The organism is Comamonas squillarum, assembly GCF_025309455.1.
Lineage (GTDB): Bacteria > Pseudomonadota > Gammaproteobacteria > Burkholderiales > Burkholderiaceae_C > Comamonas > Comamonas squillarum.
This window is the reverse complement of record NZ_CP104377.1, coordinates 993,282-1,008,384: the sequence shown is the minus strand read 5'-3', so window position 1 is coordinate 1,008,384 and position 15,103 is coordinate 993,282. Positions and strand designations below refer to the sequence as shown.

Genomic DNA, 15,103 nt, shown 5'->3' with positions numbered 1-15,103 from the left:
CCGTGGCTGAGGCACGCATGCAACCGGCCTCGCTGAGCGAGGGTCTGCCCATGCCCGAGCGGCGCCTGGCGATGCTGGTCATTGTGCTGGGCCTGATCGTGGCCGTGCTCGATGGCAGCATCATGAACCTGGCCTTGCCCACGGTGGCCAAGGAACTGCAGGCATCGCCTGCCGAGGCGATCTGGGTCATCAATGCCTACCAGCTGGGCACCTTGGGCCTGCTGCTGCCCTTGGCCGCACTGGGCGAGCGCATTGGCTACCGCAAGGTCTACCTGGTGGGTCTCGTGTGTTTTACGCTGGCATCGGCCGTGGCCATGCTGGCCCAGTCGCTGTGGCTGCTGATTGCAGCGCGCGGCCTGCAGGGCATGGGCGCGGCCGGGGTGATGGCCGTCAATGCCGCACTGGTGCGCCTGACCTACCCGGCGGCCAAGCTGGGCAAGGGCATGGCGCTTAACTCGCTGGTGGTGGCCATCTCGTCGGTGGCCGGCCCTGGTGTGGCGGCATTGATTTTGTCGGTGGCCAGCTGGCCCTGGCTATTTGCCATCAATGTGCCGCTGGGCATTCTGACCTTGTGGCTGGGCCGCAAGGCCTTGCCGCGCAACCCGCAGCAGCTGCTGGATGCACCGCATGCCAAGCTGACCCCCATCGATGTGGCGCTGAACTTTGCGATGTTCTCGCTGGTGTTTCTGGGTGCCGAGCGCATCGGCGCGCGCCATGGCATGGAGTCGGGCGGCGCGTCCGCCTCAGGCTGGCTGATGCTGGGCCTGGGCCTGCTGCTGGGCGCCTGGTATGTGCTGCGCCAACGCAAACTGAGCCTGCCTTTGCTGCCGCTGGACTTGCTGCGTATTCCCGTTTTTGCGCTGTCCATGGGGGCGTCGATTGGGGCCTTTGCAGCGCAGATGCTGTCCTTTATTGCGCTGCCTTTCTTGCTGCTCGATGCGCTGCAGCGCAGCCATTTTGCCGCCGGCATGCTAATGACGGCCTGGTCGGTGGCCATCGTGATGGTGGCCCCGCTGGCGGGCCGGCTGATTGGCCGGGTGGAAGACGGCCTGCTGGGCGGCATCGGCATGGCGATTTTGGCGCTGGGCCTCTTGAGCCTGGCGCTGCTGCCGGTGGACCCGAGCGACCTCAACATCGGCTGGCGCATGGCCTTGTGCGGCCTGGGATTTGGGCTGTTCCAGTCGCCCAACAACCACACCATCGTGACCTCGGCGCCGCTGGCCCGCGCAGGCGCTGCCAGCGGCATGCTGGGCACGGCGCGGCTGACTGGGCAATCGCTGGGCGCTGTGCTGGTGGCCATCATCTTCACCTTGTGGCCAGTGGCCAGCGGCCATGGCACGACGGTGGCGCTGTATCTGGCAGCCGGCTTTGCCGCGATGTCGGGTGTGTTCAGCAGCCTGCGACTGCGGCATTCAGCGCATTAATGGCTATCGGGCGGCGGTGGGGCAGGGGCCTGTTGCGCCTCGGCTTCGGCCCGGTGGCGCATCCGGCGCCGCGCTGGCGTGCCGGCAATGAACAGCAGCAGACCCAGCGGCAGCGCGCCGTAGAGCATCAGGGTGAAAAAGGCGCCCAGCAGGCTGCCCTGGGGGCTGGCGGCCTCGACCACCGCCATCAACACCACCACATAAAGCCAGGCTATCGCTATCAGGTACATGCCCTGGAATTTACCCGAACTTGCAGCACGCCAGCACACGGCTGCCATTTTTTGCGCCTAAGATGCACACAAGCCCATGCCCGGCATGGAGCCTGTTCAGGGAGACGACGATGACGCAGCAACCGTATTGGGGACTGGGCAGCGACCAGTTCCAGCAACTCAGCCAGATGACCCAGCAATGGATGGAGCGCATGCAGTCCATGCAGACCATGGCATCTCCTTTCAATGCGGTAGGCGCACCTCAGGGCTTCACCGCCGGTCTGGGGGCCCTGCCAGCGGGCGCGCCCCCCGTCAGCTTTGATATGGAAAAGCTGCAGGCCATTCAGGCGCAGTACGCGCAAGCGGCCTTGGCGCTGTGGACCGAAGGTGCCAAGGGCGAGGTGTCCCTGCCCAAGGACCGGCGCTTTGCCGGCGACGCCTGGCAGCACAACCCTGTGTCGACCTTCACCGCCGCCAGCTACGCGCTGCATGCCAAAACCATGATGGACATGGCGGACGCCGTGCAAGGCGACGAGAAAACCCGCGCCCGCGTCCGCTTCGGCGTGGAGCAGTGGCTGGCAGCCACGGCGCCCAGCAATTTCCTGGCCTTCAATGCCGAGGCGCAGAAAAAGGCGCTTGACACCCAGGGCCAGAGCATTGCGCAGGGCTTGCAGAACATGCTGGCCGACATGCGCCAGGGCCATGTCTCGATGACCGATGAGTCGCTGTTTGAAGTAGGGCGCAATGTGGCCACCAGCGAAGGGGCCGTGGTCTTCCAAAATGAGCTGTTCCAGCTCATCGAATACAAGCCGCTGACCACCCAGGTCTATGAGCGCCCCATGCTGTTTGTGCCCCCGTGCATCAACAAGTACTACATCCTGGACTTGCAGCCCGACAACTCGCTGATCCGCTATAGCGTGGCCCAGGGCCACCGCACCTTTGTCGTCAGTTGGCGCAACCCGGATGCCAGTCTGGGGGGCAAGGGCTGGGACGACTATATCGGCGGCGCGGTGCTCGAGGCGATCGAGGTGGTCAAGGCCATCTCCGGCAAACCCCAGATCAATGCCTTGGGCTTTTGCGTGGGCGGCACGATGCTGGTCAATGCGCTGGCGGTGCTGGCCGCGCGCGGCGATGACTCGGTGGCCAGCGCGACCTTGCTCACCACCCTGGTGGACTTCCAGGACACCGGCATTCTCGATGTCTTCATTGACGAGAACTTCGTCAAGTTCCGCGAGCTGACCATGGGCCAGAACGGCCTGATGCCTGGCCAGGAACTGGCCTCCACGTTCAGCTTTCTGCGCCCGGTCGATCTGGTGTGGAACTATGTGGTGGGCAACTACCTCAAGGGCGAGACACCGCCGCCTTTTGATCTGCTGTACTGGAACAGCGATTGCACCAACCTCCCCGGGCCTTATTACGCCTGGTACCTGCGCAACTTCTACCTGGAAAACAAGCTGGTGCAGCCTGGCGCGCTCAGCGTCTGCGGGGAAAAGCTCGATGTCGGCAAGATCGATATGCCCCTGTACATCTATGGCTCGCGCGAAGACCATATTGTGCCCATTGGCGCGGCCTACGCGTCCACCCAGGTGCTGGGAGGCGACAAGCGCTTTGTCATGGGTGCCTCGGGCCATATTGCCGGCGTCATCAACCCACCCGCCAAAAATAAGCGCAGCCACTGGCTGCGCGAGGATGGCCAATTGCCTGCCGACATCGACGCCTGGATCGACGGCGCCGACGAACTGCCGGGCAGTTGGTGGACAGACTGGAGCCAGTGGCTGGCCCAGCATGCCGGCAAAAAGGTGGCAGCGCCCAAAAGCTATGGCCGTGCGCGCACCGACTACCGGGAGCTCGAGCCTGCGCCTGGCAGCTATGTGCAAGCCAAAGCATGATTGGTAAGCCCCTAGAACAGGTTCTAGCAGTCTGGTTGCAATTTCTGCATCGCAATTCAAATGCTGCGGTGCAATAATTAGCATCGCATGGCCGTCAGAGACAACGGCATCCGTGCCCATTTTTTAAAAGGAAGAATCATGGAAGACATCGTCATCATCTCCGCCGTGCGCACGGCAGTTGGTAAGTTTGGCGGCTCGCTGGCCAAAGTGCCCGCGACGGACCTGGGTGCCACCGTCATCGAGGAGGCGCTGGCCCGTGCCAACGTGGGCGCCGACCAGGTCGATGAGGTCATCATGGGGCAGGTGCTGACCGCGGGTGTGGGCCAAAACCCCGCACGCCAGGCGATGATCAAGGCCGGTGTGGACAAGAAGACGCCGGCGCTGACCATCAACGCCGTCTGCGGCTCGGGCCTCAAGGCAGTCATGCTGGCAGCGCAGGCTGTTGGCCAGGGCGATGCCGAGATCGTGGTGGCCGGCGGCCAGGAAAACATGAGCCTCTCGCCCCATGTGCTCAACGGCTCGCGGGACGGCCAGCGTATGGGCGACTGGAAGATGACCGACACGATGATCGTCGACGGCCTCTGGGATGTGTACAACCAGTACCACATGGGTATCACGGCAGAGAACGTCGCCAAGGAATTTCAGATTGATCGCGACAAGCAGGACGCCTTTGCGCTGGCCAGCCAGCAAAAGGCAGCCGCTGCGCAGGATGCCGGCAAGTTTGACGAAGAAATCGTCACCGTGCAGATCCCGCAGCGCAAGGGTGACCCGGTCGCCTTCAAGGCAGATGAATACATCAACCGCAAGACCAATGGCGAAGCACTGGCCAGCTTGAAGCCCGCTTTTGACAAGGCTGGCTCGGTGACTGCCGGCAATGCCTCGGGCCTCAATGACGGTGCCGCCGCCCTGGTGATTGCCAGCGCCAAAAAGGCCAAGGAGCTGGGTGCTGAGCCGCTGGCACGCATTGTCGGCTTCGCCACCGTGGGCCTGGACCCCAAGATCATGGGCATGGGCCCCATGCATGCCGTGCGCAAGGTGCTGGCCAAGACCGGTTGGAAGGCCGAAGAGGTCGATTTGTTCGAGCTCAATGAAGCCTTTGCGGCCCAGGCCTGCGCCGTGAACCAGGAGCTGGGTCTGGACACCAGCAAGGTCAATGTCAACGGTGGCGCGATTGCGATTGGCCACCCCATTGGTGCATCCGGTGCGCGCATCCTCGTGACACTGCTGCACGAGATGAAACGCCGTGGCTCCAAGCGCGGTATTGCCGGCCTGTGTATCGGCGGCGGCATGGGCGTGGCACTGGCGGTGGAACGCGCCTGAGCGTTCACCGCCCCGCGTGCGCACAAACCGCCTCCCGAGGCGGTTTTTTGATGCGTTCCCGTAGCCGCTCAAAAGCGTTGCATGGCGCAGGCAGACGCATTCCTTTGCTGGAATCGATCGCCGTTGGTCTGTCATAAAAATACCTGACTATGGCTGTCTGCTTCGTGATAGGGTTTGCGCTGATGCGGCGCGAAAACGATCAAAACCGCGCGTTAATCTGGCGCGTTTCTGTTGCAATACCCGGTCAAAATCGCCGAAATTGAGAGGTACTGCAAGAATTTGTACGCTTGGCGTAAACGAGCGTTTGCACACCTCGTTTCTTGGTTACAGTGGTAGTGCACAAGCATTTCAAGCAAAACCAAGGAGATGTGATGAGTCAAAAAGTGGCCTACGTAACCGGCGGTATGGGAGGCATTGGGACGGCCATTTGCCAACGTTTGCACAAAGATGGATTCAAGGTGATTGCGGGCTGTGGGCCCACGCGCGATTTCCAAAAATGGTTGGGCGAGCAAAAGGCGCTTGGCTATGAGTTCCACGCTTCGGTCGGCAATGTCGGCAACTGGGAATCCACCGTGGAAGCCTTCGCCAAGACCAAGGCGGAGCACGGCAGCATCGATGTGTTGGTGAACAATGCCGGTATCACCCGGGACCGCATGTTCATCAAGATGACACCCGATGACTGGCAAGCGGTGATCGAAACGAACCTCAACTCCATGTTCAATGTGACCAAGCAGGTCGTCGCCGATATGGTGGAAAAAGGCTGGGGCCGCATCGTCAACATCAGCTCCGTCAACGGCGCCAAGGGCCAGGCGGGCCAGACCAACTACTCTGCCGCCAAGGCAGGCATGCATGGCTTCTCGATGGCCCTGGCCCAGGAGATGGCCGGCAAGGGCGTGACCGTGAACACCGTGAGCCCTGGCTATATCGGCACCGACATGGTCAAGGCCATCCGTCCCGATGTGCTGGAGAAAATCGTTGGCACCATCCCGATGAAGCGCCTGGGTGAGCCCACCGAGATCGCGGCGATCATCGCCTGGCTGGCATCGGAAGATGGCGGCTATGCGACTGGCGCGGAGTTCTCGGTCAATGGTGGTTTGCACACGCATTGATCATCCGGCCGCAGCCCATGAAAAACGCGCCTAGCAAGGCGCGTTTTGTTTTATCTGGAGCGGGTGATGGGAATCGAACCCACGTTATTTGCTTGGGAAGCAAGAGTCCTACCATTGAACGACACCCGCGAACCGGCCCATTGTAGCGCTAGAAGCCCCCGTTCTTGTCTCGGTGCTGCTCCATTGCTACAGCAGCTTTTGCAACTCAGTTTCCCTTCTTGCCAGGGAACGCCCAAGCCTGCTTTTTCTCATCGATTGGCTGCAGCTTCCATTTCTCGAGCTCGGCGTCGCGCGCGGTCTCGCGGCGCACATCGATGCGGCGTGCCGTGTGCTTGGCAACGACGGCGAGTTTTTGCAGATCGGTATCGCGCAGACTCGGGTCGGGCTCGGTGCTGAAGCAGCACAGGGTGCCGTAGATCTCACCATTGGCCAGCACAATGGGGGTGCTCAGGTGGGCGCCAACGCGGAAAGGGGTGGCAGGAAGTTTGGCCGACTCGATGTGCTCTGCCGCGTCATGCACCAGCGGCGGCAGGCGGCCGTCGAGCACGCATTGGCAAAAGGATTGCTCCAGCGAGGAGCCGCCTCCGGTTTCAATCAAGGCCTTGCCGGCGCTATGGTCCACATGCTTGAAGGTGCGCTGGCCATTGCGGATCTCCGAGACAAAGATCACATCCATTTTTAGATGCTCGCGCAGGCCGTGCAACACCTCTTTGACGTTCTGGTCAATCAGGTCGTCGGAGCCTTCGGCGGTGGCCACCAACAGCTCGCTCATCGATACTTCCAGTGCGTCAGGTGCGTAATCCCATAAATGAATCGCCATAGTTACTCTCGCTATTTCCATGCGCTACCCGCTAGCGCATACCCGTGCGCGTTTGATGATAACGGCACTGAAAAGCACGCGCATGTCTCGCCGCAGGACTGAATTACTCTTTTACATGGACGCGAGCGCACACGCGGCAGCCGGCCAGATTCAAGCCGGATCATCAAGCCAGAGGATGCGGCCCTGGCCAAGTTCATTCATCCGGGTGACAAAGTCAGGGGCGTGCGACGCGACCAACTCGATCTCGGCGAGCACATCATCGCCGTGGCTCACGTGCAGCAACTGTGCGTTGGCGCTGGCAACCTCGCGCCGCATGCCCCCTTCGAGCGCGTAGGGCAGGCGGCATTGCAGGCGGGTCATCGCCTGGCGCTCGATTTTTTCTGCTTTCAGCATCGCCTGGGCAATGGCGTCGGTGTAGGCCCGCACCAGACCGCCGGCGCCCAGCTTGACACCGCCAAAATAGCGCACCACCGTTGCCAGGGCGCCTTCGATCTGCTGGTGGCGCAGCACATCGAGCATCGGGCGCCCCGCTGTGCCGCTGGGCTCGCCATCATCGACGGCGGCAGACTGCCCGCCCGCCATCAGCGCCCAGCACACATGGTTGGCGCCGGGGTGTTGCTCGCGCAGGCTTTGAACAATGACCAAGGCCTGTGCACGGTCCTGCACCGGCTGAACACAGCCGATGAAACGGCTTTTCTTGATGATCAGTTCGCTGTGAACGGGCTGGGCCAGGGTGTAGGGCATGCGTTGCGGGGAGAAGACGTTTGCTTACACTGTCATGCGTCAACGTCGCCTAGATGTCATGCGTTAGACACATATCATTGTTTCAATGACGGGAGCGCTCCAGTGATGGAGTGGCTTGCCGCAGCGGAGACCTCAGGCGCAGCCAGGCGCGAGTCTACCCCGATTTTTCCAAGAAGCATTCCATACCACCGACTGACACATTACCCGGGAGCGACCATGCAACACCAACTGCAAACCAATTTGGATTCCTTGAACAACCATGGGTTCGGACGTGCAGGTTTGGAGACGCCCGCCTATGTGACTGAAGTACTGGCAGCCCTGCCAACGACTCCCAGTGCCAATGACGATGGCAGCTATGTGGACCTGGCCCAACGCGTGCGCGAAGGCGGTGAGTGGTAAGGCGCTGAGCAAGAGCGCCAGGATTGGGTACCGGTTAAGAAACATCACCCGTATCGCGTGACCGCCATAGGCAGCTTGGGCTGCCTTTTTTATTTGCGGTGCAGCGCTTAGCCATGCGACAATGGCAAGCTATTTGATGCAGCGCAAAAAATGCGGTTTTAATACCCCATGCTGGTGGCCATAGCCCCCGCCAGCCAGGGGCCGGTGATTATCCCAGCCTGGCGCCGCGCTGCAATGCCTTGACCGCCCTGGTCTGAACTGGGGCCTTGCCCCCGCAGATGCTTCCAAATACATAGCATCAATACCCGTACAAGTGCGCGCTACGGGCTATTTTTTTAGAATATCGGACCCCGCCACCCTGGCGCCGAGCCCCGCGTGCATTACTCCACGACTGTTGTTGCCCATGTCTGCCCCGATTGATGTTTCTTTTTTTGAACGTGCTGCCAAGCCGCTGACCAGCTACAAGCCGTACTGGGCCAAGCGCTTTGGTGCTGCGCCATTTCTGCCGATGAGCCGAGCCGAGATGGACCAGCTGGGCTGGGACAGCTGCGACATCATCCTGGTCACCGGTGACGCCTATGTGGACCATCCCAGCTTTGGCATGGCCGTGATTGGCCGCGTGCTGGAGGCCCAGGGCTTTCGCGTGGGCATCATTGCGCAGCCGGACTGGCAAAGTGCCGAGGCCTTCAAGGCGCTGGGCAAGCCCAACCTGTTCTGGGGCGTGACGGCGGGCAATATGGATTCGATGATCAACCGCTACACGGCTGACCGCAAGATCCGCTCGGACGACGCCTATACGCCGGGCGATGTGGGCGGCAAGCGCCCGGACCGCGCGGCCATCGTCTACAGCCAGCGCTGCCGTGAAGCCTACAAGGATGTGCCCATTGTGCTGGGCGGCATCGAAGGCTCGCTGCGCCGCATTGCCCACTACGACTACTGGAGCGACAAGGTACGTCGCTCGATCGTGGTGGACAGCAAGTGCGACATCCTGCTCTACGGCAATGCCGAGCGTGCGCTGGTCGAAGTGGCCCACCGCATTGCCGCGCGCGAGCCGGTGGAGAACATCACCGATGTGCGCGGCACCTCGTTTTTCCGCCGTGCATCGGAGGAGGGCTGGTTCGAGGTGGACTCCACGACGGTCGATGAGCCCGGTGAGGTCGAGCCCCACATCAACCCTTACATGACGACCAGCGAGCAGGCAGAAGCCCAGGGCCAAAGCTGCGCCAAGGAAGATGCAGAAAAGCAGGGCGCCAATGCGTCCGCTGCGGCTCCCGCCGCCGCCTGTGGCTCGGCTGCTGCCAGCGCAAGCGCGCCCACGCTGTCGAATGTGCAGCCGCTGCAGTTTGTGCCCAATCTGTCGCTGCGCCACAAATCCAAGATGCCGGCGCGCGACCGCACCGTGCTGCGCCTGCCCAGCTTTGAAGAGGTCAAGAGCGACCCAATTTTGTACGCCCATGCCAACCGCGTGCTGCACCTGGAAACCAACCCCGGCAATGCCCGTGCGCTGGTACAGGCCCATGGCGAAGGAGCCACGGCCCGCGATGTGTGGATGAACCCGCCGCCCATTCCGCTCACCACCGCCGAAATGGACTGGGTGTTCGGTCTGCCGTATGCCCGCAGCCCGCACCCGGCCTATGCCGACGAGAACGGCAGCCACGAAGGCGCGACCAAGATCCCCGCCTGGGAGATGATCCGCACCTCGGTCAACATCATGCGCGGCTGCTTTGGCGGCTGCACCTTCTGCTCGATCACCGAGCACGAAGGCCGCATCATCCAGAGCCGCTCGGAAGACTCCATCATCCAGGAGCTCGAAGACATCCGCGACAAGGTCAAGGGTTTCACCGGCACCATCTCGGATCTGGGCGGTCCCACGGCCAACATGTACCGCCTGGGCTGCAAGAGCCCGCAGATCGAGGCGGCCTGCCGCAAGCCCAGCTGCGTGTTCCCTGGCATCTGCCCGAACCTGCACACCGACCACGGTCCACTGATCAAGATCTACCGCCGCGCGCGCAAGCTCCCTGGCATCAAGAAGATCCTGATCGGCTCGGGCCTGCGCTATGACCTGGCGGTCAAGTCGCCCGAGTACATCAAGGAGCTGGTGCAGCACCATGTGGGCGGCTACCTGAAGATCGCCCCCGAGCACACCGAGGCAGGACCGCTGGGCAAGATGATGAAGCCCGGCATTGGCAGCTATGACCGCTTCAAGCAGCTGTTTGAAAAGTTCAGCGAAGAGGCGGGCAAGAAGCAGTTTCTGATTCCCTACTTCATTGCGGCCCACCCGGGCACTAGCGATGAGGACATGATGAACCTGGCGATCTGGCTCAAGAAGAATGGCTTCCGCGCCGACCAGGTGCAGACCTTCTACCCCAGCCCGATGGCTACCGCCACCGCGATGTACCATAGCGGCCGCAATACGCTCACCAAGGTGCGCCGCCAGATGCGGGACGAGGCCGAAGAGCGCGTCGATATCGTGCGCGGTGAAAAGCGCCGCCGTCTGCACAAGGCGTTCTTGCGCTACCACGATCCCAACAACTGGCCGCTGCTGCGCGAAGCACTCAAGACCATGGGGCGCTCGGACCTGATCGGCAATGGCAAGCAGCACCTGATCCCGACCTTCCAGCCGCTCGTCGATGGCAGCTACCAGAGCGCGCGCAAAAAGAACAGCACTGCCTCCAAGGGTGGCACCGGCCTGGGCTACACCACCAACAAAGACGGCAAGGCCGTAGCGATGGCGCCGCGCCGCCCGCAAGAGCAGCAGGAGCCCAAGGGCGATGTGCGCTTTCGCACTGCGCAGCCCAAGTCCGGCCAACTGTTGACCCAGCACAGCGGCTTGCCGCCAAGGGCTGGCGTGCGCGCCGGCGCAGGCAAGCCTGGGCAGGCCAAGAAGTCAGGCCCCGCGCGCAAGGGCAGCCGCTAAGACTGCGGCGTTGTTGCACTCAGATCGCCGCAAAGGCGCCAAGCGAAGGCTTGGCGCCTTTGTTTTTGGCCGGCTGGGGGCGGAGGCCGCCACCAGCCAGCCTGCTGGAGCGATGGTCTGCACAACCCTTGCTCCATGGGACAGCCAAAGCAGGGGTTTTTGCAGCGGGTGCTTAGCCCATCAGCTTCTGCCCATGGCGGTGCAGTGCCGTCATGCTCACGACCAGCAGCAACAAGCCGGCCCAGACGCCGCTGATTGGAATGGGTTTGCCCGCCACGACGCTGCCCGCTTCCAGGCCATTGGTACCCTGTGGGGTGGCGGTCTCGAGCCCATTGCTGGCCAACGCAACCCCCCAAGGGGCACTGCCCACCGTCACGGCGCCATGCACTTCCTGGGTAGCGGTATCAATAATAGACAGGCTATTGCGCTGCGGATTGCTCACATAGGCATGCGTTCCTGCAGGATGGAAGACGACATGCTGCGGTGTCTGGTCCACCTCGATCACACCGACCACCGCGTGGCTGGCGGTGTCGATGACTGAGACCGTGCCGTCGCCGCTGTTGGTGACATATGCCTGGTTGCCTGCGGGGTGAAAGGCGACGCGACTGGGGTGCTTGCCGACAGCGACCGTGGCGGCGACGGTGTGGGTTCGCGTATTGATCACGGTGACAGTGCCATGGGCCTGGCGAGACTCGCGGTTGACCACATAGGCCAGGGTGCCAGCCGGGTGAACCTGGATATCGCTGGCATCCGTGCCAACGCCGATGCGTTCGAGCACCGTGCCACTGCTGGGGTCGATCACCGCGACTTGCCCGACATCGGGGTCGCGGTGTTGTTCGAGCGCATACAGGCGTGAACCATCGGGGTGGATGGCCATGCCACGGGTGTTGTGGGGGCTGACGGGAAAGGTGCGCACGAGTTGGTGGGTGGCCGTGTCAATGACAGCAATCGCGCCGCCGCGAGGGGTGTTGGTATCGATATAGGCCAGCGCTCCGGAAGGGCTGAAAACAACACCGTTGCTGACCTGGTTCAAAGGGATGCCAGCGAGCAGCTGGTGCTTGCCCAGATCGAGGACCGCAATGGTGGCGGACCAGACGCTGGAGAGATAGGCAAGGCATCCGTCCGGGCTGATGGCAATCTCTTGGGGCATGGCCATACCGGCAGGAATGGTGGTGACGGTGCGCTTGTTGACCACATCGACCACGGACACGTTGCTGTCATCCCGGTTGACCACATACGTCAGCGGTGTAGCCTGGGCCGCGCACCAAGCGCAGCACAGCGCAAGGGCACTGGCCCAGCGCAGACATCCTTTCACATTGACTAACACGATTGAAATTATGAAATTAATTAATTATATTAATGTAAATCATAAGTTCGAGAAAAATGCTTGCTGATTCAGGGGATTAAGATTGTTGGCAATTAGACACTGCTGGCCCAACGCAGCGGGGGAGACGGCAAGTCTCTTGCCCACAAACGCGCAGGTCCAAGCCCGTGCCAGAGCGATAGCTGCAATGGTCTGATTTCCTGACTGCCTCAAACACGGTGACAAGCAAGCCGCCCGAGGCCAGGCGATGCGGTGCCAGCAGTTGAAGCTAGGAGGCAGCCAGGACTGCAGCGGCTAATGCACGCAGTTGGAAGATGGTGCCGCGATCGTGTTGGAGAAAGGCTGAGGGCGGCCCACCGCATAGCCCTGCGCATAGTCGATACCCATGCCGCGCAAGGACTCCACAATCTCAGGCGTAGATGCGAACTCGGCAATGGTCTTCATGTCCAGCGCGTGGCCCAGGTGATTGATGGCATCCACCATGGCGCGGTGGGCAGGCTCATTGAGCATATCGGCGACGATGGCGCCATCGATCTTGAGAAAGTCCACGGGCAGGTTTTTGAGCGAGCCAAAGGACGAGACGCCCGCGCCAAAGTCGTCCATTGAGAAGCGACACCCCAGTGCCTTCAAGGCCTTGACCAGGCGGATGGCGTTGGGCAGATGCGTGATGGCAGCGGTCTCGGTGATCTCGAAACACAGCGTGCGCGGGTCCACGCCATGGCGTGCGATCTGATCTTGCAAAAAATCCAGCAGACGCTCGTCACCCAGAGAGGTGCCTGACAGGTTGATGGCGCAGCAGGAGATGGCAGGGCTTTGCGCGGTTTTTTGCAGGTGGGCCAGGGTCTGCAAGGTTTGCTTGACCACCCAGCGGTCGACCATCGGCATCAGCCCGTAGCGCTCAGCTGCAGGAATGAACAGCACGGGGCTGATGATGTTGCCATCGGGCAGGCGCATGCGTATTTGCACCTCAATGTGCAGGCCGCCCCCGGCGATCTCGTCGGCGTCTGTGCTGAGTGCTTCAATGGCTTGGGCATACAGGCAGAAATGCCCACCTTCCAGCGCTGCCTTGATGCGCTCGACCCATTCCATCTCTCCCACATAACGGGCGATCTCCTGGTCCACACCCGGGTCGTAGGCATACACATTGTTGCGGCCGCGCTGCTTGGCGCCGTAGCTGGCCATGTCGGCGACGCGCAGCACTTCTTCCACCGAGGTGAGGGGCGCGGCGAGCTTGACCAGGCCGATGCTGATGCCTGCACTCAGACTGCGCTCACCCCATTGAATGCGCACATTCTGTGCGGCATCGCGGATCTGCTCGGCAATGCGCTTGGCATCTTCAAAGGAGCAGTGCTTGAGCAAAATGGCAAATTCGTCGCCGCCGACACGGGCCAGCGTGTCCCCGGCCCGCAGGCAGCGCTGCAGCATGGCGCTCATCGCGCGCAGCATGGCGTCCCCTGCAATGTGGCCTGCCGTGTCGTTGATGACCTTGAACTGGTCCAGGTCCAGGTACATGATGGCATGGTCGCCGGGCGCTGTGTCCTCGTGCTTGGTCTGCTCCAGGAGCACACCGAGCAGGCGCTCAAACTCATAGCGGTTGACCAGGCCGGTCAATTGGTCATGGGTGGCCTGCCAGGCCAGCTCGCGGATATAGCGTTGCTCTTGGCTCACATCGTGCAACACAAACACCGCTTCGGTCGTGCCGATGTCGTCCCCGATCGGGGTAAAAGCGAGTTTGACCTCGCGCACATGGTGCTGCGCATCGCAAAGGCGGAAAATCGTCTCACGCGGGTGCTCGCGCCCTTGCAGGGCATCGGCGATGGCCGTTTGTACCCATGCAGAGGCACCGTCTTTGTCGCTGCCGGCAGAGGAGGGCGACGCATGCATGTGCTGCACCAGTTCACTGGTCACCAACTGCTCCAGACTCACGCCCAGCAGCTCCTCGGCCGCGCGGTTCATGTACATCACATGTCCGGCAGCATCGGTGGTGATGACCGCCTCGCCAATGGCAGCCAGCGTGGTGGAGGCGCGCTCGCTGACCAGATCCAGTGCATCCTCGGCGCGGGCCGTCTTGCGCTGCAGTCGCCAGGTATGGCCCATCAGCAGGCTCAGCATGGCCAGCGCGATGCCGATGTTGATCGACCACAGCCATTTGTTCATCGCCCGTGATGTATCGCCCAGCACCTTGTTGAAGGCGCGCTCGGCCTCGGACAGCTGTATCTGCAGCGCATTGATCTGGGCCAGCCAGCTTTGCTTTTGTACCGGGGTCGGGGGAGCCAGCTGCATGCTGGCATAGATATCGCCCGCCAGCGTCTGGAGTTCCTGCAAGGGCTCATCGGCGTCTTGCCAGCGGGCCAGCAACTGACCAATCGAGTCGGTGTTTTTGAAATAGACTGTCAACCAGATCAGCGCATTGATCTCTTCGGGCTCGTTGTGGCCTTGCAGCAGCAGCAGGGCTGCCTGGGGCCTGGCAGCATAGCCCTGGTCTTCCAGCATCAGGCGCGCCCGCATGTCGCTCATGGGGATATGCAGGCCTTGGTGGAACTGATCATAGGCGGCAGGGTCGCCGCTCACCGCATAGCGTGCCAACGCATAGGTCGCGTCTTTCTGGCCCTTGCTCCACTGGCTCTCGCCGGAGCTGAAAGCCCGCATGGCCCCCAGTATGTGCAAACTGGAGATGGCCAAGACCGTCTGTACGATCGCCAAAGCCACAAAGGGCCAGATGCTCAACAGCAAGCTGCGCTTGCGCTTGGGCAGGGCATAGCGTTGCACAGGCGTTGCGTCGCTATGCGTCGCTGTGGGTATCGGCGGGCTTAGACGGGGCATGGTTGTCCCGGTAGGGATCTGAGGTATGCCAACCCCACTTCAGGCTGAAGAGGCGATCTGGGTAGGGGGCAGGACAGGTCAGCAAACATGGTGGACGCAATGCGGGGACGGCGAGACAAATGGAT

At 62.0% G+C, this 15,103-nt stretch carries 11 protein-coding genes and 1 tRNA gene; 6 read left to right on the top strand and 6 right to left on the bottom strand.

What is annotated here, in order from left to right; all coding sequences use genetic code 11:
• Window positions 1-17: 17 nt before the first annotated feature.
• A complete protein-coding gene (locus N4T19_RS04705) occupies window positions 18-1,424 on the top strand; it encodes an MFS transporter (protein WP_260720269.1) in 1,407 nt (468 codons plus the stop codon).
• Here N4T19_RS04705 and N4T19_RS04700 read toward each other — a convergent pair.
• The gene (locus N4T19_RS04700; RefSeq protein WP_232539346.1) at window positions 1,421-1,702 is read right to left on the bottom strand and encodes a hypothetical protein; all 282 of its coding nucleotides are present in this window, start codon (window positions 1,700-1,702) and stop codon (window positions 1,421-1,423) included. The genes N4T19_RS04705 and N4T19_RS04700 overlap by 4 nt on opposite strands.
• A gap of 62 nt (window positions 1,703-1,764) precedes the next feature.
• On the opposite strand from N4T19_RS04700, the gene N4T19_RS04695 reads away from it, so the two are divergent.
• From N4T19_RS04695 to phbB, 3 genes are all read left to right on the top strand, one after another.
• Window positions 1,765-3,522 (top strand): PHA/PHB synthase family protein, encoded by a 1,758-nt coding sequence (locus N4T19_RS04695; protein WP_182341433.1) that lies wholly within the window; start codon window positions 1,765-1,767, stop codon window positions 3,520-3,522.
• A 138-nt stretch (window positions 3,523-3,660) separates the two neighbouring features.
• The gene (locus N4T19_RS04690; RefSeq protein ID WP_260719586.1) at window positions 3,661-4,842 is read left to right on the top strand and encodes an acetyl-CoA C-acetyltransferase; all 1,182 of its coding nucleotides are present in this window, start codon (window positions 3,661-3,663) and stop codon (window positions 4,840-4,842) included.
• 371 nt (window positions 4,843-5,213) lie between these two features.
• On the top strand, window positions 5,214-5,951 hold the full coding sequence (gene phbB / locus N4T19_RS04685) for an acetoacetyl-CoA reductase (protein WP_182341426.1): 738 nt from the start codon (window positions 5,214-5,216) through the stop codon (window positions 5,949-5,951).
• A gap of 55 nt (window positions 5,952-6,006) precedes the next feature.
• Here the strand turns inward: phbB and N4T19_RS04680 are convergent.
• From N4T19_RS04680 to N4T19_RS04670, 3 genes are all read right to left on the bottom strand, one after another.
• Window positions 6,007-6,080: transfer RNA gene (locus N4T19_RS04680), tRNA-Gly, on the bottom strand.
• A 76-nt stretch (window positions 6,081-6,156) separates the two neighbouring features.
• Window positions 6,157-6,723: a GAF domain-containing protein gene (locus N4T19_RS04675; RefSeq protein ID WP_232539345.1), complete on the bottom strand. Its 567-nt coding sequence runs from the start codon at window positions 6,721-6,723 to the stop codon at window positions 6,157-6,159.
• 198 nt (window positions 6,724-6,921) lie between these two features.
• Window positions 6,922-7,515 (bottom strand): IMPACT family protein, encoded by a 594-nt coding sequence (locus N4T19_RS04670; protein ID WP_260719585.1) that lies wholly within the window; start codon window positions 7,513-7,515, stop codon window positions 6,922-6,924.
• A gap of 216 nt (window positions 7,516-7,731) precedes the next feature.
• On the opposite strand from N4T19_RS04670, the gene N4T19_RS04665 reads away from it, so the two are divergent.
• Window positions 7,732-7,914: a hypothetical protein gene (locus N4T19_RS04665; protein WP_021028080.1), complete on the top strand. Its 183-nt coding sequence runs from the start codon at window positions 7,732-7,734 to the stop codon at window positions 7,912-7,914.
• A 403-nt stretch (window positions 7,915-8,317) separates the two neighbouring features.
• Entirely contained in the window at window positions 8,318-10,831 is a 2,514-nt protein-coding gene (locus tag N4T19_RS04660; protein WP_260719584.1) for a YgiQ family radical SAM protein, read from the top strand.
• 172 nt (window positions 10,832-11,003) lie between these two features.
• On the opposite strand, the gene N4T19_RS04655 is transcribed toward N4T19_RS04660, so the two are convergent.
• Window positions 11,004-12,158 carry a YncE family protein gene (locus tag N4T19_RS04655; RefSeq protein WP_260719583.1) on the bottom strand — a complete coding sequence of 385 codons (1,155 nt, stop codon included), beginning with the start codon at window positions 12,156-12,158 and terminating at the stop codon, window positions 11,004-11,006.
• 291 nt (window positions 12,159-12,449) lie between these two features.
• Window positions 12,450-14,978 (bottom strand): EAL domain-containing protein, encoded by a 2,529-nt coding sequence (locus tag N4T19_RS04650; protein ID WP_260719582.1) that lies wholly within the window; start codon window positions 14,976-14,978, stop codon window positions 12,450-12,452.
• Window positions 14,979-15,103 lie beyond the last annotated feature (125 nt).